Below are 24,490 nucleotides of genomic sequence, written 5' to 3'. Positions count from 1 at the left end.
GCCATGCGGCAGGGTGCACGGTGTGAGGCACACCGTGCACGTCCCCATGCGCTGGTCGGACATGGACGCCTACCAGCACATCAACAACGTCGCCTTCCTCGGCTACTTCGAGATGGCGCGGGTCAACCTGTTCTTCGAGCAGCCGACGCACGACGAGCGCACCGGGATGCGCCGCGGGCTGGTGGTGGCGTCGCACGAGATCGTCTACAAGCGGTCGGTGGTCTACGACGCCGATCCGCTGGAGGTGCAGCTCTGGGTCTCCGGCATCCGCGCGGCCGCGTTCACCTGCCACTACGAGCTCTTCGACCACGGAACGCTCGCCGTCACCGGCAGCACGCTGCTGGTGCCCGTCGACTTCGCGCTGAACCGGCCGCGCCGGCTCACCGCCGAGGAGAAGGAGTTCCTCGCCCGCTGGACCGACGAGCCGGCCGGGGCCTGACCGGCCGCGGGTGGGCCGCAGGGAGGTATGCCCGGGGGAGGTCCGTCTCTGCCCAGCAGGGGTGGGCAGAGACGGACCGTCCCCGGAGTACTCCTGGTGACCCGCCGCTCCCGGGACGGTCGCCTCGACGGTCAGCCGGGAACGATCCGCGGCACCGGGCGGTCGGCTCCGGTCGGCGCGCCCCGCCGCGCGGCCTCCTCGTCGGGCACCGGCCGCACGACCGCGCCGGCGGTGACCACCCCGCCCCCGAAGACCGCCGCGTTGATCCCACCCCGGTGCACCATCGCCTTGACCAGCTTCCGGCCGGTCAGCCGCTCCAGGTGCGTGCACGGCGGGCAGCGCTTCATCCCGAACAGCAGCGCGTCACCGACCGCGAACCAGCGCCCCACCAGCGACGGCAGGTCCACGCCGGTGGTGACCAGGTTCCGGCGGGTGTCCGCCGTCGTGAACGGCCCGCCCACCTCGGCGGCGACGGCGGCGACGTCGTCGCGGTCGATCAGCGTGAGCTGCTTCTCCAGGTCCGGGTACTGCGTCCACGTCCCGCCGCCCAGCGCGTACCGGTCGCCCTCCAGGCCCACCCCGGGCACCAGCCGCGCCGACGGCGCGCGTCGCATCGGCGCCGCGGCCTCGGGCGTCGTCCAGATCTCCAGCAGCGAGCCGGCATCCACGGGTACCTCCACGGTCAGGCGGCGGGGGCGGGGGAGCGGCGTCCCCGGGCCGGCGGGACGTCGTCGGCGCCGCGGGCGTCGAGCGCCTCGCTGACGGTGTGCGCCATCTGCAGCAGCTGCACCAGCAGCGGGGTCACCGTCGTCCGCATGCCCCGGATGCCGCGCGCCGAGCCCCCGCGGGCGGCCTGGGCCTCCCGGATCCGGTCGGCCCGCTCGGCCAGCACCGGGATGAACCGCAGCGCCATCGAGATGACCAGGCCGATCCGCGCCGGCCGCACGCCGACCACCCGCAGCGGCGAGCACAGCCGCTCGATCACGGCCACCATCTCGGTCACCCGCGTCGTCGCCGTCACCACGGCGGCGGCGAGCACCAGGGTCAGCAGCCGTAGCACGGTGACCGCGGCCGTCGGCAGGTCGCTGAACAGGGCGTGGAAGACGAACAGGCCGGCCAGCCACCAGCGCACCGTCCGCGCCTGCCGGGCCAGCGAGGCCGCCGGCAGCCGGGCGGCACCCAGGCCCACCGCCAGCACCGCGAGCAGACCGGCGCCCACCACCGGCAGCGTGGGCACGACGAACAGCAGCACCGCCAGGGCGGCGAGGGCCAGCAGCTTCCCGCCGGCGGGAAGCCGGTGGACGGCGCTGCGCCGCGGCACGTAGAGCGCGAGGGTCATCGCCGCTCCATCAGTGCCCGGTAGGCCGCGATCGCCGGGCGGGGGGCGGCGTCCTCGACGATCCGGCCCCCGTCGACGACGAGCACCCGGTCGAAGCCGTCGAGCAGGTCGAGCTGGTGGGTCACCACGACCACCTGCTGATCCAGGTCGTCGATCACCCGGGCCACGCGCCGGGCGTTGACCAGGTCGAGCAGCGTCGTCGGCTCGTCGAAGACGACGCGGGCCGGCCGCATCACCAGCACCCCGGCGATGGCGAGCAGCTGCTTCTGGCCCCCGGAGAGCAGGTGCGCGGGATGGTCGGCGTGCCCGGCCAGCCCGTACCGCGCGAGCACCTCGGCCACCCGCTCGGCGCGCTCGGCGGCCGGCACGCCCTGGTTCTCCAGCCCGTAGGCGGCGTCCTCGGCGACCGTCGGGTGGACGATCTGGGCGTCGGGGTCCTGGAACACGAAGCCGACCCGCCGGCGCACCTCGCGCACCGAGCTGCGGGTGTCCAGGCCGTCCACCAGCACCTGCCCGGCCGTGGGCAGGACCAGCCCGTTGAGCAGCCGCGCGAACGTGCTCTTGCCCGAGCCGTTGGCCCCGACGACGCCGATGCGCGGCTCGGTCAGGTGCAGGTCGACATCGGTGAGCACCGCGCGGTCGCCGTAGCGGTGCGCGACGCCGCGCAGCTCGATCCCCCGTGCCGGGTCGGCGACGGCGTCGGCGGCGGGCCGAGCGTCCGGCCGGCGGAACCTCACCGGGCGGCGACCGCCCGCTGCGGTCGCTCGATCACCGGGTAGCTGCGGCGCACCTGGGCGGCGATCGCCGCGGCGATGAAGGCCTTGGCGGCGTCACCGGGGAGGAACGGCAGGGCCCCGGAGACGATCGCCTCGCCCAGGGACAGGTTCGCGACGGCGGCCAGAACCGGAACGCCGATCAGGTAGACGACGACCATGCCGCCGACGACGTTGAACAGCACGCCCCAGACGACGTTGTACCGGGCCCAGAAGCGCTCGGTCAGCCAGCCGATCACGAACGCGGCCACCGGCCAGCTGAACAGGTAGCCCGCCGTCGCGCCGGCGAACACGGCGAGGCCGCCGGTGCCGCTGGACAGCAGCGGCAGCCCGATGGCCACCAGCACCAGGAACAGCAGGACGGCGAGGAACCCGCGGCGGGCGCCCAGCACGCTGCCCGCCAGCATCACGCCGAGGGTCTGGGCGGTGATCGGAACGGGCCCGATGTTCACCGCGGGAAGGGTGCCCAGCACCGCGATGATGGCCGCGAAGAGGGCGATGTAGGCCAGGTCCCGGGTCTTCATGCTCAGCTCCTGCGTTGCGCCGGTGGACGGCGCCGCCGTCCCGGCGTCACCTGCGGCAAGGTACCCGAGCGCCGCGGGGCGCCCGTGAACCGGCCCGGTCGGGTCAGGCCTGCAGCCACACCGCGGCGTCGTCGGGCAGCGCTCTGCCGACGAGCGGGGCGCTGCTCAGCAGCACCCGGCCCTCCGGTACGGGGACCGGGGCGCCGGAGAGGTTCAGCAGGCAGACCAGCCCGCCGGGCCGCCGGAACGCGACGCAACGGTCGGGTGCCGGTAACCACTGCACCTCCTCGCCGGTGACGGCGGGCGACGACGACCGCAGAGCGAGCGCAGTTCGGTACAGCGACTGCATCGAACCGGCGTCCGCGCGCTGCGCCTCGGCGGTCAGCGCAGCCCAGCCCGCGGGCATGGGCAGCCAGGTCTCCGCCGCGGAGGAGAACCCGTACGACGCCTCGGTGCCCGACCACGGCACCGGGATCCGGCAGGCGTCGCGGCCCCGCTCGGCACCGCCGGAGCGGAACCAGATCGGGTCCTGCAGCACCTCGTCGGGCAGGTCGACGTCGGGCATGCCGAGCTCGTCGCCGTTGTAGAGGTAGGCCGCACCGGGCAGCGCCAGCTGCAGCAGCGCCGCCGCCCGGGCCCGCCGGGTGCCGAGTTCGCCGCCGCCGTAGCGGGTCACGTGCCGAGGCCGGTCGTGGTTGGACAGCACCCAGCAGGCCGGCGCGGGCGTGCCCTCGACCGCCGCGAGCGAGTGGGTGATCGCGTTCCGCAGCCCCTCGGGCGTCCACTCGGCGGTGAGCAGCTTGAAGTTGAAGGCCAGCTGCAGCTCGTCCTCGCGCAGGTACCGGGCCAGCCGGTCGTCGTCGGACACCCACACCTCGCCGACGGCCATCGTGCCGGGGTACTCGTCGAGGACCGCCCGGATGCGGCGGTGCACCACGTGCACGCCGTCCTGGTCGAACCGGTGGTCGCCAGGGCCGTGGTCGTCGAGCAGACCGGTGTCGTCCATCGGCACCATGTCCGGCAGGCCGTCGGGCTTGGCCATGCCGTGGGCGACGTCGATGCGGAAACCGTCCACGCCGCGGTCCAGCCAGAACCGCATCGTCTCCTCGAGGTCGGCGACGACCTCCGGGTTGGCGAAGTTCAGGTCCGGCTGCTCGGGCGCGAAGATGTGCAGGTACCACTGCCCGTCCGGCACCCGGGTCCAGGCCGGCCCACCGAAGACCGACGGCCAGTTGTTCGGCGGCTCGCTGCCGTCCGGGCCGCGGCCGTCGCGGAACAGGTACCGGGCCCGCTGCGGCGAACCGGGCGCGGCCGCCAGCGCCTCCTGGAACCACTCGTGGTCGTGCGAGCTGTGGTTGGGCACCAGGTCGACGGTGACCCGGATGCCCAGCGCGTGCGCCTCGGCGAGCAGGGCGTCGAACTCGGCCAGGTCGCCGAACACCGGCTCGACGTCGCGGGGATCGGCGACGTCGTAGCCGTGGTCGGCCATCGGCGACGGGTAGAACGGCGTGATCCACAGCGCGTCGACGCCGAGGTCGGCGAGGTAGGGCAGCCGCGACCGGATGCCGGCCAGGTCGCCCACCCCGTCACCGTTCCCGTCGGCGAAGCTGCGGATGTAGATCTGGTAGAAGACCGCGTTCCGCCACCAGTCGGCGTCGGTCGTGGACAGCGTGCGGTTCGGCTCCGGGCTCACCGGGCTCCTTGGGTGCTCTCGTGACGTTCAGGTGTGCCGGGCCGGAGGGGCCGGATGGGCAAAGGGGCGCTGCCGGCGGCTCAGCGGTTCTGCATGCTCCGCGCGGCCATCTCCAGGTACCCCCAGAGCGTGGCGTCCTGCTCCGGAGGGAGCTCCAGCGAGTCGACGGCGTCGCGCATGTGGGTCAGCCAGGCGTCGCGCTCGGCGGGGCCGATGGCGAACGGGGCGTGCCGCATGCGCAGCCGCGGGTGCCCGCGCTCCTGGGAGTAGGTCGTCGGCCCGCCCCAGTACTGCTCGAGGAAGCCCCGCAGCCGGGTCTCGGCGCCCTCCCAGTCGCCCTGCGGGTACATCGGGACGAGCACCGGGTCGGTGCGCACGCCGGCGTAGAAGCGGCTGACCAGCCGGCGGAAGGTCTCCTCGCCGCCGACCTCGTCGTAGAAGGTCCGCGCCGACGGCAGGGACCGCTTCGACTCGCTCATGCGCCTGCTGCTCCCTCGACCTCGGTGGAGACGTCCGCCTGGTCGCGGGTCCGCCGATAGGCCATCAGCGCCGGGGCGACCGCGATCATTCCGAGCGCGCCGGAGAGCGCCACCACGACGCTCGGCTCGAACGCCTCCGCGGCGAGGCCCGCGCCGAGGGCGCCGAGCCCCTGGACGCCGGCCAGCCCGCTGGCCGCCACGCCGAACGCGCGCCCGCGGTAGGCGCTGGGCACCGCCTGGACGAAGGCGACGTTGAGCGGGATCGACCACGCGGCGCCGAGCCCGGAGACGAAGAGCATCCCGACCAGCACCCAGAACGGCACCGCGCCGGGCCCGGCCGTCGCCGCGACGAGGCCGCCCACCAGCACGGGCGCGAGGGAGATCACGACGAGCGGGACGACGAGCCGTTCCCGCCGCGCCGGCGGCACGAGGCGGGCGATGACCAGCCCGCCGATGGTGACCCCGAGCGGGTTGGCGGCCAGGAGCACGCCGACCGCCGTCGTCCCCTGGCCGAGCGAGTCGACCAGCGGGGCGGCGATGCCCTCGGAGGCGTACACGAACCCCGTGGTCACCCACAGCACGCCGACGATGGCCAGCAGCCGGGGGCTGTGGCCGATGAACCGCAGACCCACCGCGGTGTCGCGCCAGAGCGAACCCGGCGTGCCGCCGCCCTCGGCCACCGGTGCCGGGCGCGGCTGCAGCCGCGCCCACAGCCAGACGGCGGAGATCAGGAAGGTCGCGGCGTCCACCAGCAGCGCGGCGGAGGGGTTCAGGACGGCGACCAGCGCACCACCGGCGAGGAACCCCGCCACCTGTGCCAGCTGCAGGGTGATGCCGGTGAGCGAGGTGGCGACGGCGTACCGGTCCCCGTCGAGCACGTCGGCCATCAGCGCGGAGCGGGCCGACTCGAACGGTGGCGCGCACAGGCCGACGACGAAGAGCAGGGCCAGCAGCACCGGCAGCGGCGTGCCGGGGATCGCCATGATCGCGACGAGCAGCGCCCGGGCGACGTCGGTGGCGATCAGCACCCGGTGGCGGGGCAGCCGGTCGGCCAGCGTCGAGAGCAGCGGCCCGCCGAGCAGCCACGGCAGGTGGCTGATCGCGAAGGTCAGCGCGGCGAGCAGCGGGGACGACGTCCGGGCGTAGACCAGCACCGTGAGGGCGACCCGCGCCAGCTCGTCCCCGGCCGCGGACAGCACGAAGGTGCCGAACAGCGGCCGGAACTCGCCGACGGCGAAGACCTCGCGGAAGGTCGCCTGCCGCACGGGGGTCCCCGGAGCGGGGTCCTGCGGCACGGGGGCGCTCAGCGGGACCCCGCCCCGGCGCCGGAGGCGCTCAGCAGGGGGACCGGGGTGCGGATGCCCTCGGCGACGAACCGCTCCTTGAGCCGCATCCGCAGCGCCCGCCCGACCCGCCACTGGTCGGCGTTGGTGGTGCGGACGGTGAGCCGCAGGAACACGCCCTCGGCGGTGATCTGCTCGACCCCGAGGGACTCCGGCTCCGCCAGCAGGACGCCGGCCCACTCGGCTTGCGCGTACATCGCGTCGGCCACCTCCTGCATGACCGCGCGGCAGCGCTCCAGGTCGGTGTCGTGCGCGACGGGCATGTCGATGACCACCTGGGCGAAGCCCTGGCTCTTGTTGCCGACCCGCAGCACCTCGCCGTTGCGGACGTACCAGACCACGCCGTTGACGTCGCGCAGCCGGGTGATCCGGAGCCCGACCGCCTCGACGGTGCCGATGGCCTCGCCGAGGTCGACGACGTCACCGACGCCGTACTGGTCCTCGAGGATGATGCCGATGCCGGCGATGAAGTCCTTGACCAGGTTCTGCGCCCCGAAGCCGAGGGCGACGCCGACCACGCCGGCGCTGGCCAGGATCGGCGCGAGGTTCACCCCCAGCTCGCCGAGCACCAGGACGACGGCGATGCCGAGGACCACCATCGACGCGAAGCTGCGCAGGACCGAACCGATGGCCTCGGCCCGCTGGGTGCGCCGTGCCGCGATCTGCTCGATGACCTCCTCGGCGGCGGGCGTGCGGCTGCGGAACGGCCGCAGGATCGTGGGCATCGCGCCGGTCGCCGTGCGGTCGGTCAGCCGGCCGATCGCCCGGTGGGCCAGCAGGCGGGCCACGGCGGCGAGCACGACGACCAGCAGGATGCGGCCGGGGGTGGCGATGAGCGTCTGGGCGTTCTCGGCCAGCCAGCCCGCGCCCGACCAGTCGTAGACCTGCTGGCAGAGCCAGTGGTCGGCGCAGTCGGCCACGCCCGCCCCGTCGTCCGCAGCGAGCACCGTGGGGGATCCGGTCATTACCGGAATCCTCTCAGGTGCTGCTGACAGTGACGGGGGAGGTGGCAGCGCGTGTCCGGATGGTGACGCACGGCACGCTCAACCGGCGAGTCCCGTGTGCGCCGCCAGGAAGGCCAGCTGGTCGGCGGCCAGGCCCACGGTGCGGCTGACCGCGCGGGCGCCGTGCCCCACCGAGGTCTCCCGGCGCAGCAGGACCGGCGCGTCGGAGCTGGTGGCGTGCTGCAGCGCGGCGGCGAGCTTGCGCCCGTGCAGCGGATCGACCCGGGTGTCGGACTCGAACGTCGTGAACAGCACCGCCGGGTACGCCGTCCCCTCGCGCACCGCGTGGTACGGCGAGTAGCCCAGCAGCCAGCCGAGCTCGACGGGGTCCTCCGCCGTGCCGTACTCGTCGTTCCAGGTCCGGCCGAGCCCGAAGCGCTCGTACCGGACCATGTCCAGCAGCGGCGCGCTGCAGACGACGGCGGCGGCGAGGCCGGGGCGTTGGGTCAGCGTGGCGCCCACCAGCAGGCCGCCGTTGGACCCGCCCATGACCGCCAGCTGCTCGTGCGTCGTCCAGCCCCCGGCCACCAGGTGCTCGCCCGCGGCGGCGAAGTCGTCGAACACGTTCTGCTTGCGCTCGCGCATCCCGGCCCGGTGCCACTCCTCGCCGTGCTCGGACCCGCCGCGCAGGTTCGCCACCACCCAGACACCGCCCGCGGCCACCCAGGCCAGGGCCTGCGCCGTGTAGGCCGGGGTCAGCGAGACGTTGAAGCCGCCGTAGCCGTACAGCACCGCCGGGCGCGGGCGGTCGGCCGTCCCCGTCCCGGAGAGCACGAACAGGTGCACGGGCGTGCCGTCCGCGCTCGTCGCGTGCGTCTCGACGACGGTCAGCGGCGGCACCTCCCCGGCGACGTCGGCCCGCTCCCAGCTCTCCAGCCCGGTGGGCGAGGCGGCGTCCCAGCGCAGCACCGACTGCGGGGTGGCGTAGTCGGTGTAGCCGACCCAGGCGCTGGTGCCGCCCTCCGGCGGTGCGCTGACGCCGGAGATGCTGCCGGCGCCCGGAGCCGCCACGTCGGTGATCCGGCCGCTGCCGTCCGCGGCCCACACCGACAACCGGTCGGTGGCGTCCACGGCGTGCACGGCGAGCACCTGCGGGGTGCCGTCCGGGGCGTCGACCAGCGCCAGGTCGGAGAGCACGGCGCCCTCCTGCTGCGGAACGACGTCGGTCCACGCCTCGGGCGCCCAGGTGGCAGGGTCCTCCGGATCGGCGACGGCGAGCCGCCAGCGCGGGGCGTCGCGGTCGGACATCAGCCACAGCCGCCCGTCGCGGGCCACCCAGGCGGCGGTCTGCGCGTCGACGCCGACCTGCAGCGCGCGCAGCTCCGGCGGCCCGCCGTCCGAGATCGTCGCGAGGTCGGCCAGCCACACGTCGTCACGCGGCGCGGTGCCCACCGACCGGGAGACGACCAGCCAGCGGCCGTCGCGGCTGGTGCGCACGCCGAAGTAGCTCGCCGGGTCGCTGCCCTCGCCGTGCACCAGCACGTCGTCGTCGGCCGGTGCGCCCACCCGGTGGCGCCATACCCGGCGGTGGAACTGCTCCTCACCCGCCGGCACCTGGTCGGGCGCGAGCCGGCGGACGTAGAACAGCTCCTCGCCGCCGGGCAGCCAGCCGACGGGGGAGTAGCGGCACCGGTCGACCGGCCCGTCCAGCAGCTCGCCGGTGGCGACGTCCAGGACGAACAGCTGCGACTCCTCGTCGCCGCCGGTGGAGACCTGGTAGGCCAGCCGGTCGCCCTCCCAGGACGGCGACCACGCGTCGAGCGTCGTCGTCCCCGCCGGGTCCAGGGCCATCGGGTCCACGAGCACCCGGACGCTGCCGTCGGCCTCGCGCACCCGCAGCACCGCGTGCTCCTGGCCGGGGTCGCGGCGGGTGGAGAAGGCGCGCTCGCCGCGCCAAACCGGGAGGCCGACGGCGCCCGCGCGCACCAGCTCGCCGAGCTTCTCGGCGAACCGGTCGCGCAGCGGCAGCGCCGTCAGCACCTCGGCGGTGAGCTGGTCCTGGGCCTGCGCCCAGGCCCGGGTGCGGGGGTCGGCGGGGTCCTCGAGCCAGCGGTACGGGTCGGCGATCCGGTGGCCGTGGAGCTCGTCGACGAGGTCCAGCCGCGGGGCGTCCGGGTAGCGCATTCCGGGCAGGCTAGTCGCCGCGGCCGACGGACGAGCCGGGGTCGGAGGTATTTCGAGTGCGCCAACCCGGCGTAGCCGGGTCAGAATGGGGCTGCCCGCGGGTCGTGCAGCACCCGGCGGTCCGGGGCGTCCGGAGGTGATCCGTGCCGCGTTCCGCGCCCGGGTCGACGCCGGCGGGTCACCCAGGCCCGCGGCGCGACCCCGTCCCGCCGCTCGTCCCCGTGCCCTCGCCCACGACCACGGGCGCCACCCTGCTGCTCAACGCGACGTACGAGCCGCTGTGTGTGGTGTCCAGCCGGCGGGCGATCGTGCTGGTCCTCGCCGAGAAGGCCGAGTCCGTCGACGTCGCCGTCGAGATGGTGCACGCCGAGACCGTCAGCCTCCCGGTGCCCGTCGTCGTGCGGCTCACCCGCTACGTCCGGGTGCCCTACCCGGCGTCGGTCCCGCTGTCGCGGCGGGCGGTGTTCACCCGCGACGGGCAGACCTGCGTCTACTGCGGCGGGTCGGCCACGAGCATCGACCACGTGGTGCCGCGCAGCCGCGGTGGCACGCACACCTGGGACAACGTGGTCGCCGCCTGCCGCCGGTGCAACCACACCAAGGCCGACCGGTCGCTCGCCGAGCTGGGCTGGAAGCTCGCCCACCCGCCGCACACGCCCAGCGGGGCGGCGTGGCGGCTGCTCGGGCACCGGACCGTCGACCCGCGGTGGCGGGAGTGGCTCGGCGTCCCGGAGAGCGTGAGCGCGTGAGCTCTGCGGCGACCGCCCGCCGGCTCTGGGCGCTGGCCGAGCCGTTCCACGCGCTGACGTACTTCGCCGCCGAGGCGCGGACCGCCTTCGCGGCGGCCGGGCTGCGCGGGTTCTGGGCGGGCTACTTCGCCGGCCGGGCCGCGCCCCTCGGCACCGTCGGCGCGGAGCTCGTCACCGCGGCGTTCGTCAACTTCGCCCCCGGTTTCGTCGCCCGCCGGGTGCCCGGCGTCTGGGCCGACGCGTCCCCGGCCGCCGCACTGCAGGCCCGGCTGGACGGCGTCGACGCGGCGGTCCGGCGGGTGCTGGGGGAGGATTGGACCACCTCTCCGGCCGCGGCCGAGGCGATGGAGCTGGCCGCGACGGCGGCGGCCGCCGTCGACCTGCCCGGTCGCCCGCTCGCTGCCGCCAACACCGCGGTGGCCGTGCCCGGGGAGCCGCACCTGGTGCTCTGGCAGGCGCTCACCACGCTGCGGGAGCACCGCGGCGACGGGCACACGGTCGCGCTGGTGCAGCGGGAGGTCGACGGCGTGCAGGCGCACGTGCTCGCCGCGGCGGCCGGACGGTCGGACCGCGGGTGGCTGCAGAAGGCGCGGGGCTGGGACGACGCCGCGTGGGACGGCGGCGTCGCGGGGCTGACCGAGCGCGGCTGGCTGGCCGGCGCGGAGCTGACGCCGCAGGGGCGGGCCGCGGTCGCCGGGATCGAGGCGGACACCGACCGGTTGGCCCGCGGACCGTGGCGCGCCCTCGGCGACCGGGGCTGCGACCGGCTCGCCGAGCTCCTGGTGCCGGTGCGCCGCGCCGTCGTCTCCGCGGGGGAGTGGCCGGCCGGCAACCCGATCGGCGTGCCCGACCCCGGGTGAGGCCGGCGGGCTAGCGTCGGCGTCCGTGACCTCGTTGCACGACCTCACCGCACTCGAGCAGGCCGCCGCCGTCCGGGCGTCGGAGGTGAGCCCCACCGAGCTGGTGGAGCACGCGCTGCGCCGGATCGACGCCCTGGACGCCGGGCTCGGCGCGTTCATCACCGTGACCCCCGAGCGGGCGCTGGCCGCCGCGGCCGCGGCGGAGGCCCGGCTGCGTGAGGGCGGGGAGCTGCCGCCGCTGCTCGGCGTCCCGACCGCGATCAAGGACCTCAACAACACCGCCGGCGTCCGGACGACGTTCGGCTCCACCGCCCTGGCCGATTTCGTGCCGCCGGTCGACGACGCCGTCGTCACCCGGCTGGCCGCTGCGGGGACGATCAGCGTGGGCAAGACGAACACCCCCGAGTTCGGCTTCCCCTGCTACACCGAGAACGGCCTGGTCGGGCCCGCCCGCTGCCCCTGGGACACCTCCCGGCTGGCCGGCGGCTCCAGCGGGGGCGCCGCGGTCGCGGTGGCCGCCGGCTTCGTGCCCTTCGCGCAGGGCAGCGACGGGGGCGGCTCGGTCCGCATCCCGGCGAGCATCAACGGCCTGTTCGGCATCAAGCCGACCCGCGGGCGGATCAGCAACGCCCCCTACGGCAGCGAGGTGACCGGCCTGGGCACCAGCGGGCCGCTCGCCCGCACCGTGCGGGACGCCGCCGCGATGCTCGACGCGATGGCCGGCCCGGAGATCGGCGACCCGTTCTGGGCGCCGCCGCTGCCGGCGGGGGAGAGCTTCCTCGGCTGGGCCGACCGGGAGCCCGGCCGGTTGCGGATCGGGCGGTACACCGAGTCGGCGATGCCCGGGGCCGAGCTCGAGCCCGAGGTCGCCGAGGCGTTCGATGACGCCGGCCGGCTGCTGGAGAGCCTCGGGCACGTCGTCGAGGACGTGCCCGCCGGCCTGCTCGACCCCGCGGTCCTGCCCTCCTTCGAGCACGTGTGGGCGCTGAGCGCCACCACGCTGCCGGTGCCGCCCGACCAGCTCGACCGGCTGCAGCCGCTCACCCGGTGGATGCGGGACCGCGGGCTGGCGCTCTCGGCCCGCGACGCGATGCAGGCGATGTTCGCCCTGCGGGTCTTCTCCCGGCAGTTCCTGCGCGCCACCGCCGGCTTCGACGTGCTGCTCGCCCCGGTGCTGACCATGACGCCGCGCCCGATCGGCTGGTTCCAGGCCGACGGCGAGGGCGGTCCGGACTTCGAGCGGCAGAAGCGGTACGCCGCGTTCACCGCCCTCTTCAACGTCACCGGGCAGCCGGCCGTCAGCGTGCCGCTGCACTGGACGGCCGACGACCTCCCCGTCGGCACCATGCTCGTCGGCCGCCCGGCCGACGAGGCGACCCTCGTCTCCCTGGCCGCTCAGCTCGAGGCGGCCCGGCCCTGGGCGCACCGGCGCCCCGCCGTCTGGACCGACAGCCGGTGAGCGGAGGAGGTCCCCGGTAAGTTGTCCGGCGTGACCGTCGCCGAGACCCTCCTCGTCTACGCCGGCATCCCGCTGGCCATCGTCCTCGTGCTGGCGCTGCTGACGCTCAAGCCCGGCGCCGGCCGGCGCCCCCGCTACAAGCCCGGCCAGTCCTGGGACTACGCCCCCGTCTGGTACGAGCCGCACCCCGCGCACACCGGCGGGCACGGCCCGGCCCCGTCGCACGGGCCGGCCGCGGTCCCGGGCAGCGGCACTGCCGCCCTGGGCTCCTCGGTCTACCCGGAGCAGCCCGGTGAGCGCGCCCTGGATGCCGCTCGCGGGGCCGGCCCCGAGGTCGTCGCCGGTTCCGGCGGCTCGCGCGGCGGCGCCACGGCTGCCCGCATCCCGCAGCCGGCCGGCCCGCTGGGCGGCGCGCGTGGGACCTGGTGACCCGGTGACCACCTACTTCGTTCCGACGACCCTGCCCGGAGGCCGGCGATGACCCGCGCGCTGCACGTCGATTCCCACGACACCGCCACCGAGGACACCGCTCCCGCCCGCACCGACGAGGGGCGGCTGGACGAGGTCTTCACCTACCGGGAGCTGGCCCGCCTCGACGAGGCGCTGACCATGTCCTCCCGCGAGACCGGGCTGCGCTTCACGCTCTACGTGGGCGAGCTGCGCACGCCGACCCGGGCACACGCCGAGGAGCTGCACGCCCGCTCCGGCGACAACCCGTCCGACGCGGTGCTGCTCGCTGTCTCGCCCGGCCAGCGGGTCGTCGAGGTCGTGACCGGTGCGGGAGCCGCCCGCCGGCTGCCCGACCGCGCTTGCGCCCTCGCCGTCCTCTCCATGACCAGCGCCTTCAGCTCCGGTGACCTGGTGGGCGGCATCGTCAACGGTCTGCGCCAGCTCTCCGACCAGGCCGGTCACCCGGCGGCGCTGCGCCCCTAGCCGACGACGACGGCGCCGCACCCTGGCAGGGGTGCGGCGCCGTCGTGTTTCCCGCGAGGCCCGAAGGCGACGGAGCCCCGTCCACCGGCTGGTGGACGGGGCTCCGTCGGGTGCGGGGTGGGTCGTCAGCGCTGCGCGGCGTCGGCGTCCCGCTCGCGGGCACGCAGGGCGCGGGCGATGCCGTCCCGGCCCTCGAACACCAGCCGGCGCAGCGCGGGCGGCTGCTCGGCGTCGGACAGCCACGCGTCGGCCGCGGCGATGGTGCGCGGCTCGACCACCGGCGGGAACAGGTACTGGACGGCGTTCTTGGCGATCTCGCCCGGACGGCGGTCCCAGACCGGACGGATCTCGGCGAAGTAGCGGTCCACGTACCCGGCGGTGAGCTCGCGCTGGGCCGGGTGCCAGAAGCCCTGCAGGGTCGCCTCGTGGACGGCGTTGGGCAGCGTCTCGTCGGTGAAGGCCCGTTGCCAGGTCTCCTCCTTGGACTCCGCCGTCGGCCGCAGCGCCCGGGCCGTGGCCGCCCGCCGGATGCCGGTGGCGGTGGCGTCCCGCTCGGCCTCGGCGTCGATCTCCGCGTCCCCGGCCGCGCCGATCGCGACCATCCCGTGCAGGAAGGCCCACCGCGCGTCCGCGTCGACCTCGAGACCGGCGACCGTCCGGGAGCCGTCGAGCAGGCCGCGCAGCGCGGCGGCGTGCTCCTCGGTGCGCGCGGCGCTGGCCAGCGTGCGCGACCACAGCAGCTGCTGGTCGCTGCCGGCCGGTGCCGACTCCAGCGCGGCCATCGCGGCGTCGGCCAGCTGCGCCCAGCCGGTGGGCGCCCAGGCCGGCTCCGCGTAGGAGGACAGCGCGGTCTGCACCCGGGCCAGCAGCGACTGGATGACGCTGCTCTCGGTCTCCGCGCCCACCCCGGCGAGCACCAGCTGCACCCACTCGCGGGCGGGCAGCTCGGCGTCCCGGGTCATGTCCCAGGCCGCCGACCAGCACAGCGCGCGGGCCAGCGGGTCGGGGATGGCCCCGATCCGGGTGCGCAGCGTCGCCAGCGACCGCTCGTCCAGGCGCAGCTTGGCGTAGGTGAGGTCGTCGTCGTTGACCAGCACCAGGTCGGCCGCCGGGTGCCCGGCCAGCTCGGGCACCTCGGTGCGCGCGCCGGCCACGTCCAGCTCCACCCGGTGGGTGCGGGCCAGCCCGTCCGGGCCCTCGCTGTAGAGCCCGACCGCCAGCCGGTGGTTGCGCAGCACGGGGTGCTCGGCGACCGCCGTCTGCTCGATGGCGAAGCCGGCGTACCGGCCGTCGTCGGTGAGCTCGTACACCGGGCGCAGGGTGTTGACCTGGCTGGTGCGCAGCCACTGGTCGGCCCACTCGGACAGGTCGCGCCCCGAGCTCTCCGACAGCGGGCCGAGCAGGTCGGCCAGCGTGGTGTTGCCGTACTCGTGCCGGCGGAAGTACCGCTGGACGCCGGTGAGGAACTCCTCCCGGCCGACGTAGGCCACCAGCTGCTTGAGCACCGAGGCGCCCTTGGCGTAGGTGATGCCGTCGAAGTTGACCTCGACCGCGGCGACGTCGGGGATGTCGGCGGCGATCGGGTGGGTCGAGGGCAGCTGGTCCTGCGCGTACGCCCACGCCTTCTCGGTGTTGGCGAACGTCGTCCACGCGGTCGTGTACTCGGTGGCCTCGGCCTGGGCCAGCGTGCTGATGTAGGTGGCGAAGGACTCGTTGAGCCACAGGTCGTCCCACCAGCGCATGGTCACCAGGTCGCCGAACCACATGTGCCCGAGCTCGTGCAGGATCGTCTCCGCCCGGCGCTCGTAGCGCGCCCGGCTGACCTTCGACCGGAAGACGTAGTCCTCCAGGAAGGTCACCGCCCCGGCGTTCTCCATGGCACCGGCGTTGAACTCCGGCACGAAGAGCTGGTCGTACTTGTCGAACGGGTACGGGTAGTCGAACACCCGGTGGTAGAAGTCGAAGCCCTGCTTGGTCACCCGGAACAGCTCGTCGGGGTCCAGGAACTGGGCCAGCGAGGCGCGGCAGTACAGCCCGAGCGGGATGCCGTCGTGCAGGTCGGTGACCTTGGCGTAGGGGCCGGCGATCAGCGCCACGAGGTAGGTGGAGATGCGCTTGGTGGGCGCGAAGTGGGCCAGCTGCGAGCCGCCCTCGCCCGCCTCGATGGTGCGGTCACCGGTGTTGGAGATGACGTGCCAGTCGAACGGCGCCGTCACGTGCAGGGTGAACGAGGCCTTGAGGTCGGGCTGGTCGAAGCAGGTGAACATCCGCTTGGCGTCGGCCGGCTCGAACTGCGTGTAGAGGTAGACCTGCCCGTCCTCGGGGTCGAGGAAGCGGTGCAGCCCCTCGCCGCTGTTGGAGTACCGGCAGTCCGCCGTCACCACGAGGGTGTTCTGCTCGGCGAGGCCGGGCAGCGGCAGGCCGCCGTCCTCGGTGTAGGTGCGCACGTCGAGCTCGGTGCCGTTGAGCGTCGCGGAGTGCACCGTCTCGGCGACCAGGTCGATGAACGTGTCCGCGCCCGGCCGGCGGCAGGTGAACTCGACGGTCGTCGTCGACCGGAAGGTGCGCTCGCCGGGATGACCGGCCCCGTCGGTGACGTCGAGGGAGATGTCGTAGCTCTGGACGGCGAGCAGCTCGGCGCGAGCGGCGGCATCGGTGCGGGTCAAGTTGGGTACGGCCACCCCGGCAGTTTGTCAGGCGGTGCCGACGGCCCGCCTGCCGTCCACCGGGGAACAACGCCCCGGCCCGGCGACTTGGCTGACCGCAGACGGTCCGGGCACCGGAGACCCGGGCACCCCCGAGCGAGGAGCACGAATGACCGACGCAGTGCAGAGCGCCCCCACCCAGGCCCGCGTGGACTTCTGGTTCGACCCGCTGTGCCCCTGGGCCTGGCTCACCAGCCGCTGGGTGCTCGAGGCGGCGAAGGTCCGCGACATCGACCTCCACTGGCACGTCATGTCGCTGGCGGTGCTCAACCGCGGGCGCGACCTGTCCGAGGAGTACGCCGAGATGATGAAGACGGCGATCGGGCCGGTGCGCGTGGCGATCGCCGCCGCGCAGCAGCACGGCGACGAGGTGCTCGGTGACCTCTACACCGCGATGGGCACTCTCCGGCACCACGAGGGCCGCGAGCTCGACGAGCTCATCGCCCCGGCGCTGGAGCGGGTCGGGCTGCCGGCGTCGCTGGCCGAGGCCGCCGGCTCCACCGAGTACGACGCGGCCCTGGAGAAGAGCCATCACGCGGGCATGGACCCGGTCGGTGAGGACGTCGGCACGCCGGTCATGCACATCGACGGCGTCGCATTCTTCGGCCCGGTGATCAGCAAGGTTCCGACCGGCGAGGACGCCGGCAAGGCCTTCGACGGCGCCGTCCTGCTGGCCAACCTGCCCGACTTCTGGGAGCTCAAGCGCACCCGCACGTCGGGCCCCGACATGGACTCCGTCCCGGCCGACGCCCTGGAGCTCACCCGCCGCTGACATCCGAGCTTTTCCGCGGAAAAGCCCCGGCGCTATACCGCGGAAAAGCGCCGGGCGACGGGGTGCGGCACCATGATCGGGTGCCGCACCCCACCCGCCAGCGCATCTTCATCTCCGGTGCCAGCTCCGGCCTCGGCGAGGGCATGGCCCGCCGGTTCGCCGCGATGGGCCGCGACCTCGCCCTGTGCGCCCGCCGCATCGAGCGGCTGGAGTCGCTGCAGGCCGAGCTGCGGGCCGCCCACCCGGGCATCCGCGTCGAGGTCGCCGCGATGGACGTCGACGACCCCGGCTCGGTGGCCACCGTGCTGCCCGAGCTCGCCGACCGGCTCGGCGGCCTGGACCGGGTGATCGTCAACGCCGGCATCGGCAAGGGCGCGTCGGTGGGCACCGGCGAGGCCGCGGGCAACCGGGCGGTCCTGGTGACCAACGTGCTCGGCTCGCACGCCCAGTGCGAGGCCGCCATGGAGATCTTCCGCCGGCAGGGGATGGGGCACCTGGTGCTCGTCTCCTCGGTCGCCTCGGTGCGGGGGATGCCCGGCACCCGCACCGCCTACGGGGCGAGCAAGGCTGCGCTGAACGCGCTCGCCGAGGGCATCCGGTCCGACGTCTACGGCTCGCAGATCGTCGTCTCGACCGTGCTCCCCGGGTACATCGCGACCGACATCAACGAGGGCCGCCGCGGTCCGCTCACCGTGGGGCTGGACAAGGGCGTCAGCGCACTGGTCGACGTCGTCGAGCGCGAGCCGGTGCGCGGCTACGTGCCCGAGTGGCCGTGGCGGCCGGTCGCCCGCCTGCTCCGCGTGCTGCCGCTCTCGGTCGTCCGCCGGGTCACCGGGTCCTGAGCGTCACCAGCAGATCCGCATCGGTCGGCCGCGAGCGTCGGACGTCCCGTCGCCGACGCACTCGCCGCGGCCCTCGGCCAGGCGTCGGGCCGACCACGCGGCGGCGCAGGCGTCCAGCGCGTCGACCATCGGCACCCGGGCCGGGGCGTTCCCCAGCGCGTCCTCGACGTCCATGACGCCGCGCAGCGCCTCGAGCCGCTGCATCGTGCCGCGGGCGGTGACCTTGGGGTCGGTCACCCGCGGATCCATCCGGCGGAACGCCAGCTCCGGGTGCACCTCGACGACCCGCTCGGACGGTGGCTCGTCCAGTGCGTCGTCGAGCTGCCGGATCGAGGGCATCAGGTTCCACGCCTGCTTGGACAGCGCCTTTCCCGACGCCGCGACCGAGATCCGGCACGCATCGACGTAGTCGGCGGCGCCGAGCACCGGCCGCAGGGGAGCGGGGAAGACCGAGCTGCCGGCGGACCCCAGGAGTCGCCGGGCCTCGACGTCGCACCTGCGGACGCCGTCGTCCGGGAGCCCGATCGGCATGTCGATGGCGATCACGTCGACGTCCGGGACGGCGAGCACGGCGGCGACGTCGTCCAGCGCCAGCAGCGTCACCGACCGGCCCGCCAGCAGCGCCCCGACCCACCGCCCGCGCCAGCCGTCGACCCCCAGCACCGCCACGGCAGCAGCCTGTCAGACTCGCGGTCATGCGCGTCTTCGTCGGAACCGACCATGCCGGCCTGGAGTTCAAGGAGCACCTCAAGCGGGCGCTGGCCGAGGCCGGCCACGAGCCGGTCGACTGCGGCGCGTTCGAGTACGACGCCCAGGACGACTACCCGCCGTTCTGCTTCGAGGTGGGCGAGCGGACGGTCGCCGAGCCCGGGTCGCTGGGGGTCGTCATCGGCGGCTCCGGCAACGGTGAGCAGATGGCCGCCAACAAGGTGCCCGGGGTGCGGGCCGCGCTGGTGTGGAACACCGCCACCGCCCGGCTCGCCCGCGAGCACAACGACGCCAACGTGGTGTCCATCGGCGCCCGGCAGCACAGCGACGAGGAGGCCACCACGCTTGTGCTCGAGTTCCTCGGGACGCCGTTCAGCGGGGACGAGCGGCACGTCCGCCGGATCGGGCTGATCACCGACTACGAGCGGGACCGGCACCGCCCGGCCGGCGGCCTGCCCACCCGCACGCAGCACCCCTGACGGCGCCGGGCGGCACGCCGTCGCGTTCCGTCCGAACCGGAGCCGGGGGAGGGGGCGCTGAATGACTATGCAACATCGTGCATACTTGTCCTCGTGTCCAAGGTGCTCACCTCCCTGCCCACCGGCGAACGCGTCGGCATCGCCTTCTCCGGCGGTCTCGACACCTCCGTAGCGGTCGCGTGGATGCGCGACAAGGGAGCGGTGCCCTGCACGTACACCGCGGACATCGGCCAGTACGACGAGCCCGACATCGCCTCGGTGCCCGGCCGGGCCATGGCGTACGGCGCGGAGCTCGCCCGCCTGGTCGACTGCCGGGCGGCGCTGGTGGAGGAGGGCCTCGCCGCGCTCACCTGCGGCGCCTTCCACATCCGCTCGGGCGGCCGCAGCTACTACAACACCACGCCGCTGGGGCGCGCGGTCACCGGCACGCTGCTGGTGCGCGCGATGCTCGAGGACGACGTCCAGATCTGGGGCGACGGCTCGACCTTCAAGGGCAACGACATCGAGCGGTTCTACCGGTACGGCCTGCTGGCCAACCCCTCGCTGCGCATCTACAAGCCGTGGCTGGACGCCGACTTCGTCACCGAGCTCGGTGGCCGCACGGAGATGTCGGAGTGGCTGGTCGCGCACGGGCTGCCCTACCGCGACAGCGCGGAGAAGGCCTACTCCACCGACGCCAACATCTGGGGTGCCACGCACGAGGCCAAGACCCTCGAGCACCTGGACACCGGCGTCGAGACCGTCCAGCCGATCATGGGCGTGCGGTTCTGGGACCCGGAGGTCCCGATCGCCACCGAGGACGTCACGATCGGCTTCGCGCAGGGCCGGCCGGTGACCATCAACGGCAAGGAGTTCGGCTCCGCCGTCGAGCTGGTGCTGGAGGCCAACGCCATCGGCGGCCGGCACGGCCTGGGCATGTCCGACCAGATCGAGAACCGGATCATCGAGGCGAAGAGCCGGGGCATCTACGAGGCGCCGGGCATGGCCCTGCTGCACATCGCGTACGAGCGGCTGGTCAACGCCATCCACAACGAGGACACCCTCGCGAACTACCACAGCGAGGGCCGCCGCCTGGGCCGGCTCATGTACGAGGGCCGCTGGCTGGACCCCCAGGCGCTCATGCTCCGGGAGTCCCTGCAGCGGTGGGTCGGCATGGCCGTGACCGGGGAGGTGACCCTGCGGCTGCGGCGCGGCGAGGACTACTCGATCCTCGACACCGCCGGCCCGGCGTTCAGCTACCACCCGGACAAGCTGTCGATGGAGCGCACCGAGGACTCCGCCTTCGGGCCGGTGGACCGGATCGGGCAGCTGACCATGCGGAACCTGGACATCGCCGACTCCCGCGCCAAGCTCGAGCAGTACGCCGGCCTCGGCATGGTCGGGGGCGGGCAGCAGGCGTCGATCGGTGCCGCGCAGGCCGCGTCGACCGGGCTCATCGGGGCGATGGCCGTCGGAGGCGCCGAGGCGATCGCCTCCCGCGGCGAGGTGTCGGCCGAGGAGGAGCTGCTCGACCGCGCCGCCATGGAGCTGGGCAACGACTGACGGCGAGGTCCTGACCGCCGCCGGACCGGAGGCGGTCAGAACTCGTCGGGGCACCAGGGGGCGACCGGCCAGCCGAACGCCGTCGAGGCCAGGGTGACCGCCCCCGGGCTCACCTCGGTGACCCGTCCGGCGCCCTGCAGGGCCGCCAGCGAGCCGCCGCCCAGGAACACCGCCGAGAGCTCCTCGATGCCGAGCACGAGATCAGGGTCGCGGTCGGTGCGGCCGCAGTAGCCGCCGGCGGGGTGCCCGGAGAGCCGCCAGCGCCCGTCGTTCCACGGGCAGAACGGGTCCCGGACCTCCAGCACCAGGTCGATGGGGGCCGGGTAGCGGCGGGCGGCCAGCGCCCGGCCGACGTCGACCAGCCGCACCCACAGCGCGTCGACCGGGTGCGCGTGCAGCGCCCGCGGATCGGTGAGCAGGTGGCGGACCGGGTCGTCGGAGGAGGCCTGCGGCGCCGCGACGGTGCGCACCAGGTCGTGCGACAGCAGGAAGCGCCACAGCGCCGCGTAGGCGGCGGGACCGGTGGCCCGCACCTCCTCGACGGTCAGCGTGCTCTCCGGCTCGCCGGCGGCGCTGAACCTGCCGGTGATCCGGTAGCTGGCGTAGCCGTCCACCTCGCCGTCGGCTCCGGAGTGCAGGGCGTACTGCCGCTCGTTCGCGCCGTGCCGCTGCTCGGGGACGTCGAGCATGCGGCGGCCCCACCAGCGGTCGTCCCGGACGAGGTTCCCGGGCACCCAGCGCCGCACCGCCTCGTGGACGCGGGCCGCGGCGGGCCGGAACTGCTCGGCGTCGACCAGCCGGACGCGGCCGTCGCCGGTGTCGACGTCGTCGCGCAGCCGCAGCCGCCCGGCCTCCCCGGTCCAGCCGCCGCGCCAGGACGCGGGCGCGTAGCCGAACCGGCCGTAGATCGAGCCCTCGGCGGCCCACAGTGCAGCCACCGGTTCGCGCTCCTGCTCGTGCAGCTCGGTGAGCTGCCGCCGCATGATCGCCGTCAGCACGCCCCGGCGCCGGTGGGTGGGGGAGACCGACACCCAGGTGACGCCGGCGGTCGGGACGACGGCGCCGCCGGGCACGCTCATCCGCAGGCTGTAGACCCCGGAGGTGGCGACGATCCGACCCTCGTCGACGAGGGCGAGCGAGCGGTCCAGCTCGGCCACCGGCGGCACGGTGTCCGTGTAGGGCCCGGTCAGCGGATCACCGAAGACGGTGTGCATGGCGCGGGTGAAGGCCGGCCACTCGTCGGCGGAGATCGGGCGGAGCTGGTCGGAGAGGTCGTCGGCCACGCGTCGTGTCTACCGGCCGCCTCCGACGGGACGCCACCGGGTTACCGGCGGCCCGTGCCGCGCGGGGACCCGGGGCCACGCGGCCGGATCGGCTGCCAGGATGCCGGGATGACGGAGCCCGAGCGTCCGGTCGGCTGGTGGGTCAAGCGGCTCGACGCGCTGCTCGAGGAGGCGGTCGACGCCGCCGTCGCGGGGGAGGGGCTCACCCGCCGGCACTGGCAGGTGCTGCACTCGCTGGCCGGGGGTGCGCTGACCGGGACGGAGCTCCGGGACGCGCTGCGCGACTTCCCCGGAGACGTCGACGCGGTGGTCTCGGACCTCGCCGCCCGCGGATGGGTGGCCCGCCCGGCGCCGGACCGCCTGCGGCTCACCGAGGACGGCGCGGCGGCCCACGACCGGGTCCGGCGCGCCGTCGGGCGGGTGCGCCGCCACGCCGCCGACGGCCTTTCCCGGCGGGAGTACGAGCGGACGATCCTGGTCCTCGCGCGGATGGTCGAGAACGTGGAGCGCGCGCTGGGCCGCGAGTGAGCCGGCCCGGCGGTCGGCCGTGTCCGCTTCGCAGGCCCGGTGCCGTCCCCCGCTATCGTCGGGGGCCGCTGGCCGCGCCGACGTCGTCGTGCCCCCGCAGGACGGGCGTGCCCGGCGGACGGAGGATGCCCGTGCGCGCTCGTGCGCTGCCGATCGCCCTGACCGCCGCGCTGTTCACCGGGGCCTGCACCGGCTCGTCGGGCGACAGCTCGGACCCCGAGGAGCAGGCGGCGCGGATCGCGACCGCGGCCCCGGGGGAGCGGCTGACCCTCGTCGCGGACGAGGACCCGGTCGCGATGGCCGCGAGCGCCAGCCGCACCTTTTTCGACGAAGCGGGCGTGGTCGTGCTCGCGGCGGAGGACGACCCGGCGGGCACGCTCTTGGGCGCCTCCGCGGCCGTCGCGCTCGGTGTGCCGCTGCTGGTGGGGGCGGACGGGCCCGGGGTGGACGAGCCGGTCCTGGCCGAGCTCGAGCGGCTGGGCACCACGACCGTGCTGGCCATCGGGGACGCGGCTCCCGCGCCCGCCGGCTCGTCGACGTCGTCGGCGGCGTCGTCGTCCCCGGCGTCGTCGTCCCCGGCGGAGAGCGACGCCGAGGTCATCGGGGTGCCTGCCGACCCGGCCGCCGTGGCGGCCCTGCTGGACCGGGAGCTCGCCGAGGCGGACCCGGTCGCCGAGGGCGGCGAGGTCGCCGCCGTGGCGGCGCTGGACCCGGCGGAGCCGGCCGCGCTGCGCCCGGAGGGCGGCCCCGGCGGCGCGGCGGCGGAGTCGTCGACGGAGGAGGACGGCGGGGCGGACGCCGAGGGCTCGCTGCCCGGGATCGAGGGCGCCGAGCCGCTCGAGGGCACGCTCGTGATGACCACCGGGACCCCGGATGCGCTGGCCGCCGCGGCCACCGCACGGGCGGCCGGCGCCCGGGTGCTGGTCACCGGCGGGACCACCGACCCGCGGGCCTCAGAGGAGCTGGTCAGCGCCCTCGCCGAGGACGACGCCGAGCACGTGGTCGCGCTGGGTGCCGGCTTCGGTGCGGAGGACGGCCTGGACTGGAAGCTCGCGACGGCGGCCACCGGGACCCAGCTGCCCGGCGGCGGCCAGGTCCTCTTCCCGGGCCGGATCATGGTGGCGCTCTACGGCCACCCGGAGACCGGCGCGCTCGGCGTGCTGGGTGAGCAGCCGGTCGAGGCGGCCATCCAGCGCGCCCGGGACCACGCCGCCCCGTACGAGCCGCTGGTCGACACGACCGTCGTCCCGACCTTCGAGATCATCGCGACCGTCGCGTCGGCGTCCGCGGGGCCGGACGGCAACTACTCCGCCGAGGGCGACGTGGAGATGCTGCGGCCCTGGGTCGAGGCGGCCGGGGACGCCGGGCTCTACGTCATCCTCGACCTGCAGCCGGGCCGCACCGACTTCGTCACCCAGGCGGAGCTCTACCGGCCGCTGCTCGAGCTGCCCTACGTGGGCCTGGCGCTGGACCCGGAGTGGCGGCTGGGCCCGAACGAGGTGCACCTCGTCCAGATCGGCTCGGTCGGCATCGAGGAGGTCAACCGGGTGGTCACCTGGCTGGCCGACCTCACGCGCGAGAACCAGCTGCCGCAGAAGCTGCTGGTGCTGCACCAGTTCCGGGTCGACATGATCCCCGGCCTCGAGCAGCTGGACACCTCCCGGGACGAGCTGGCGATCATGGTGCATGCCGACGGCCAGGGCGGGCAGGGCGCCAAGCAGTCAACCTGGCAGGTGCTGCACCGCAACGCCCCGGAGGGGCTCTTCTGGGGCTGGAAGAACTTCTACGACGAGGACATCCCGATGCTGACCCCGGCGCAGACGATCGAGCAGGTCGACCCCCTGCCGGAGCTGGTCACCTACCAGTAAGGCTCTCGACACCCGCGCCGGCGCGTCGGACGTTACGGTCGATC

Annotated in this window: 24 protein-coding genes; 12 read left to right on the top strand and 12 right to left on the bottom strand. The window is 74.9% G+C overall.

All coding sequences use genetic code 11. The annotated features are described in order from the left end of the window. Positions 1-22: 22 nt before the first annotated feature. Positions 23-439 carry an acyl-CoA thioesterase gene (locus ACI790_RS10960; protein WP_456569817.1) on the top strand — a complete coding sequence of 139 codons (417 nt, stop codon included), beginning with the start codon at positions 23-25 and terminating at the stop codon, positions 437-439. Positions 440-570: 131 nt separating this feature from the next. On the opposite strand, the gene ACI790_RS10955 is transcribed toward ACI790_RS10960, so the two are convergent. From ACI790_RS10955 to ACI790_RS10915, 9 genes are all read right to left on the bottom strand, one after another. Then, positions 571-1,107: an MOSC domain-containing protein gene (locus tag ACI790_RS10955; protein WP_456569816.1), complete on the bottom strand. Its 537-nt coding sequence runs from the start codon at positions 1,105-1,107 to the stop codon at positions 571-573. A 14-nt stretch (positions 1,108-1,121) separates the two neighbouring features. Continuing rightward, positions 1,122-1,778, bottom strand: coding sequence for an energy-coupling factor transporter transmembrane component T family protein (locus tag ACI790_RS10950; protein WP_456569815.1), 657 nt, complete (start codon positions 1,776-1,778; stop codon positions 1,122-1,124). After that, a complete protein-coding gene (locus tag ACI790_RS10945; RefSeq protein WP_456569814.1) occupies positions 1,775-2,515 on the bottom strand; it encodes an energy-coupling factor ABC transporter ATP-binding protein in 741 nt (246 codons plus the stop codon). Before ACI790_RS10945 ends, ACI790_RS10950 begins: the two co-directional genes overlap by 4 nt. Continuing rightward, positions 2,512-3,075, bottom strand: coding sequence for a biotin transporter BioY (locus tag ACI790_RS10940; RefSeq protein ID WP_456569813.1), 564 nt, complete (start codon positions 3,073-3,075; stop codon positions 2,512-2,514). Before ACI790_RS10940 ends, ACI790_RS10945 begins: the two co-directional genes overlap by 4 nt. Positions 3,076-3,178: 103 nt before the next feature. Then, positions 3,179-4,768 carry a glycoside hydrolase family 13 protein gene (locus tag ACI790_RS10935; RefSeq protein WP_456569812.1) on the bottom strand — a complete coding sequence of 530 codons (1,590 nt, stop codon included), beginning with the start codon at positions 4,766-4,768 and terminating at the stop codon, positions 3,179-3,181. An 80-nt stretch (positions 4,769-4,848) separates the two neighbouring features. Continuing rightward, the gene (locus ACI790_RS10930) at positions 4,849-5,247 is read right to left on the bottom strand and encodes a globin (protein ID WP_456569811.1); all 399 of its coding nucleotides are present in this window, start codon (positions 5,245-5,247) and stop codon (positions 4,849-4,851) included. After that, on the bottom strand, positions 5,244-6,512 hold the full coding sequence (locus ACI790_RS10925; protein WP_456569810.1) for an MFS transporter: 1,269 nt from the start codon (positions 6,510-6,512) through the stop codon (positions 5,244-5,246). The genes ACI790_RS10930 and ACI790_RS10925 overlap by 4 nt, the downstream gene beginning before the upstream one ends. A gap of 38 nt (positions 6,513-6,550) precedes the next feature. Then, entirely contained in the window at positions 6,551-7,555 is a 1,005-nt protein-coding gene (locus tag ACI790_RS10920) for a mechanosensitive ion channel family protein (protein WP_456569809.1), read from the bottom strand. A gap of 78 nt (positions 7,556-7,633) precedes the next feature. After that, positions 7,634-9,718 (bottom strand): prolyl oligopeptidase family serine peptidase, encoded by a 2,085-nt coding sequence (locus ACI790_RS10915; RefSeq protein ID WP_456569808.1) that lies wholly within the window; start codon positions 9,716-9,718, stop codon positions 7,634-7,636. Positions 9,719-9,939: 221 nt separating this feature from the next. On the opposite strand from ACI790_RS10915, the gene ACI790_RS10910 reads away from it, so the two are divergent. Genes ACI790_RS10910 through ACI790_RS10890 form a run of 5 tightly spaced genes read left to right on the top strand, consistent with a single transcriptional unit; the run spans position 9,940 to position 13,719 of the window. Further along, positions 9,940-10,467, top strand: coding sequence for an HNH endonuclease (locus ACI790_RS10910; protein WP_456569807.1), 528 nt, complete (start codon positions 9,940-9,942; stop codon positions 10,465-10,467). Further along, complete coding sequence (locus tag ACI790_RS10905; protein ID WP_456569806.1) at positions 10,464-11,327, top strand: SCO6745 family protein; 864 nt, start codon at positions 10,464-10,466, stop codon at positions 11,325-11,327. The genes ACI790_RS10910 and ACI790_RS10905 overlap by 4 nt, the downstream gene beginning before the upstream one ends. 25 nt (positions 11,328-11,352) lie before the next feature. Continuing rightward, a complete protein-coding gene (locus ACI790_RS10900) occupies positions 11,353-12,786 on the top strand; it encodes an amidase (RefSeq protein WP_456569805.1) in 1,434 nt (477 codons plus the stop codon). A gap of 30 nt (positions 12,787-12,816) precedes the next feature. Further along, a complete protein-coding gene (gene ctaJ / locus ACI790_RS10895) occupies positions 12,817-13,215 on the top strand; it encodes an aa3-type cytochrome oxidase subunit CtaJ (RefSeq protein ID WP_456569804.1) in 399 nt (132 codons plus the stop codon). 48 nt (positions 13,216-13,263) lie between these two features. Continuing rightward, positions 13,264-13,719: a DUF5130 family protein gene (locus tag ACI790_RS10890; protein WP_456569803.1), complete on the top strand. Its 456-nt coding sequence runs from the start codon at positions 13,264-13,266 to the stop codon at positions 13,717-13,719. 125 nt (positions 13,720-13,844) lie between these two features. Here ACI790_RS10890 and pepN read toward each other — a convergent pair whose 3' ends face one another. Then, a complete protein-coding gene (gene pepN, locus ACI790_RS10885) occupies positions 13,845-16,400 on the bottom strand; it encodes an aminopeptidase N (RefSeq protein WP_456569802.1) in 2,556 nt (851 codons plus the stop codon). 133 nt (positions 16,401-16,533) lie between these two features. Between pepN and ACI790_RS10880 the strand changes: the two genes are divergently transcribed. Next, entirely contained in the window at positions 16,534-17,196 is a 663-nt protein-coding gene (locus tag ACI790_RS10880) for a mycothiol-dependent nitroreductase Rv2466c family protein (RefSeq protein ID WP_456569801.1), read from the top strand. 80 nt (positions 17,197-17,276) lie between these two features. Then, complete coding sequence (locus tag ACI790_RS10875) at positions 17,277-18,038, top strand: SDR family oxidoreductase (RefSeq protein WP_456569800.1); 762 nt, start codon at positions 17,277-17,279, stop codon at positions 18,036-18,038. Positions 18,039-18,041: 3 nt separating this feature from the next. Here ACI790_RS10875 and ACI790_RS10870 read toward each other — a convergent pair whose 3' ends face one another. Next, positions 18,042-18,707 carry a DUF429 domain-containing protein gene (locus ACI790_RS10870; RefSeq protein WP_456569799.1) on the bottom strand — a complete coding sequence of 222 codons (666 nt, stop codon included), beginning with the start codon at positions 18,705-18,707 and terminating at the stop codon, positions 18,042-18,044. A gap of 26 nt (positions 18,708-18,733) precedes the next feature. On the opposite strand from ACI790_RS10870, the gene ACI790_RS10865 reads away from it, so the two are divergent. After that, a complete protein-coding gene (locus tag ACI790_RS10865) occupies positions 18,734-19,225 on the top strand; it encodes a ribose-5-phosphate isomerase (RefSeq protein WP_456569798.1) in 492 nt (163 codons plus the stop codon). Positions 19,226-19,318: 93 nt separating this feature from the next. Continuing rightward, positions 19,319-20,767 carry an argininosuccinate synthase gene (argG, locus tag ACI790_RS10860; protein ID WP_456569797.1) on the top strand — a complete coding sequence of 483 codons (1,449 nt, stop codon included), beginning with the start codon at positions 19,319-19,321 and terminating at the stop codon, positions 20,765-20,767. Positions 20,768-20,802: 35 nt separating this feature from the next. On the opposite strand, the gene ACI790_RS10855 is transcribed toward argG, so the two are convergent. Next, positions 20,803-22,050, bottom strand: coding sequence for a GNAT family N-acetyltransferase (locus tag ACI790_RS10855; RefSeq protein WP_456569796.1), 1,248 nt, complete (start codon positions 22,048-22,050; stop codon positions 20,803-20,805). Between the two features lie 108 nt (positions 22,051-22,158). Here ACI790_RS10855 and ACI790_RS10850 point away from each other — a divergent pair, with 108 nt between their 5' ends. Then, positions 22,159-22,578 carry a MarR family winged helix-turn-helix transcriptional regulator gene (locus tag ACI790_RS10850; RefSeq protein WP_456569795.1) on the top strand — a complete coding sequence of 140 codons (420 nt, stop codon included), beginning with the start codon at positions 22,159-22,161 and terminating at the stop codon, positions 22,576-22,578. A gap of 131 nt (positions 22,579-22,709) precedes the next feature. Continuing rightward, positions 22,710-24,446, top strand: coding sequence for a hypothetical protein (locus tag ACI790_RS10845; protein WP_456569794.1), 1,737 nt, complete (start codon positions 22,710-22,712; stop codon positions 24,444-24,446). Positions 24,447-24,490: the final 44 nt, after the last annotated feature.

It is taken from the genome of Blastococcus sp. SYSU DS0539 (assembly GCF_054050855.1).
This window is presented reverse-complemented; position numbering and strand designations above follow the sequence as displayed.

Coding starts and splice junctions, on each gene's coding strand:
- ACI790_RS10950 (WP_456569815.1), bottom strand. CDS start 1,778: ATGACCCTCGCGCTCTACGTGCCGCGGCGCAGCGCCGTCCACCGGCTT.
- ACI790_RS10940 (WP_456569813.1), bottom strand. CDS start 3,075: ATGAAGACCCGGGACCTGGCCTACATCGCCCTCTTCGCGGCCATCATC.
- ACI790_RS10930 (WP_456569811.1), bottom strand. CDS start 5,247: ATGAGCGAGTCGAAGCGGTCCCTGCCGTCGGCGCGGACCTTCTACGAC.
- ACI790_RS10920 (WP_456569809.1), bottom strand. CDS start 7,555: ATGACCGGATCCCCCACGGTGCTCGCTGCGGACGACGGGGCGGGCGTG.
- ACI790_RS10915 (WP_456569808.1), bottom strand. CDS start 9,718: ATGCGCTACCCGGACGCCCCGCGGCTGGACCTCGTCGACGAGCTCCAC.
- ACI790_RS10890 (WP_456569803.1), top strand. CDS start 13,264: ATGACCCGCGCGCTGCACGTCGATTCCCACGACACCGCCACCGAGGAC.
- ACI790_RS10880 (WP_456569801.1), top strand. CDS start 16,534: ATGACCGACGCAGTGCAGAGCGCCCCCACCCAGGCCCGCGTGGACTTC.
- ACI790_RS10865 (WP_456569798.1), top strand. CDS start 18,734: ATGCGCGTCTTCGTCGGAACCGACCATGCCGGCCTGGAGTTCAAGGAG.
- ACI790_RS10850 (WP_456569795.1), top strand. CDS start 22,159: ATGACGGAGCCCGAGCGTCCGGTCGGCTGGTGGGTCAAGCGGCTCGAC.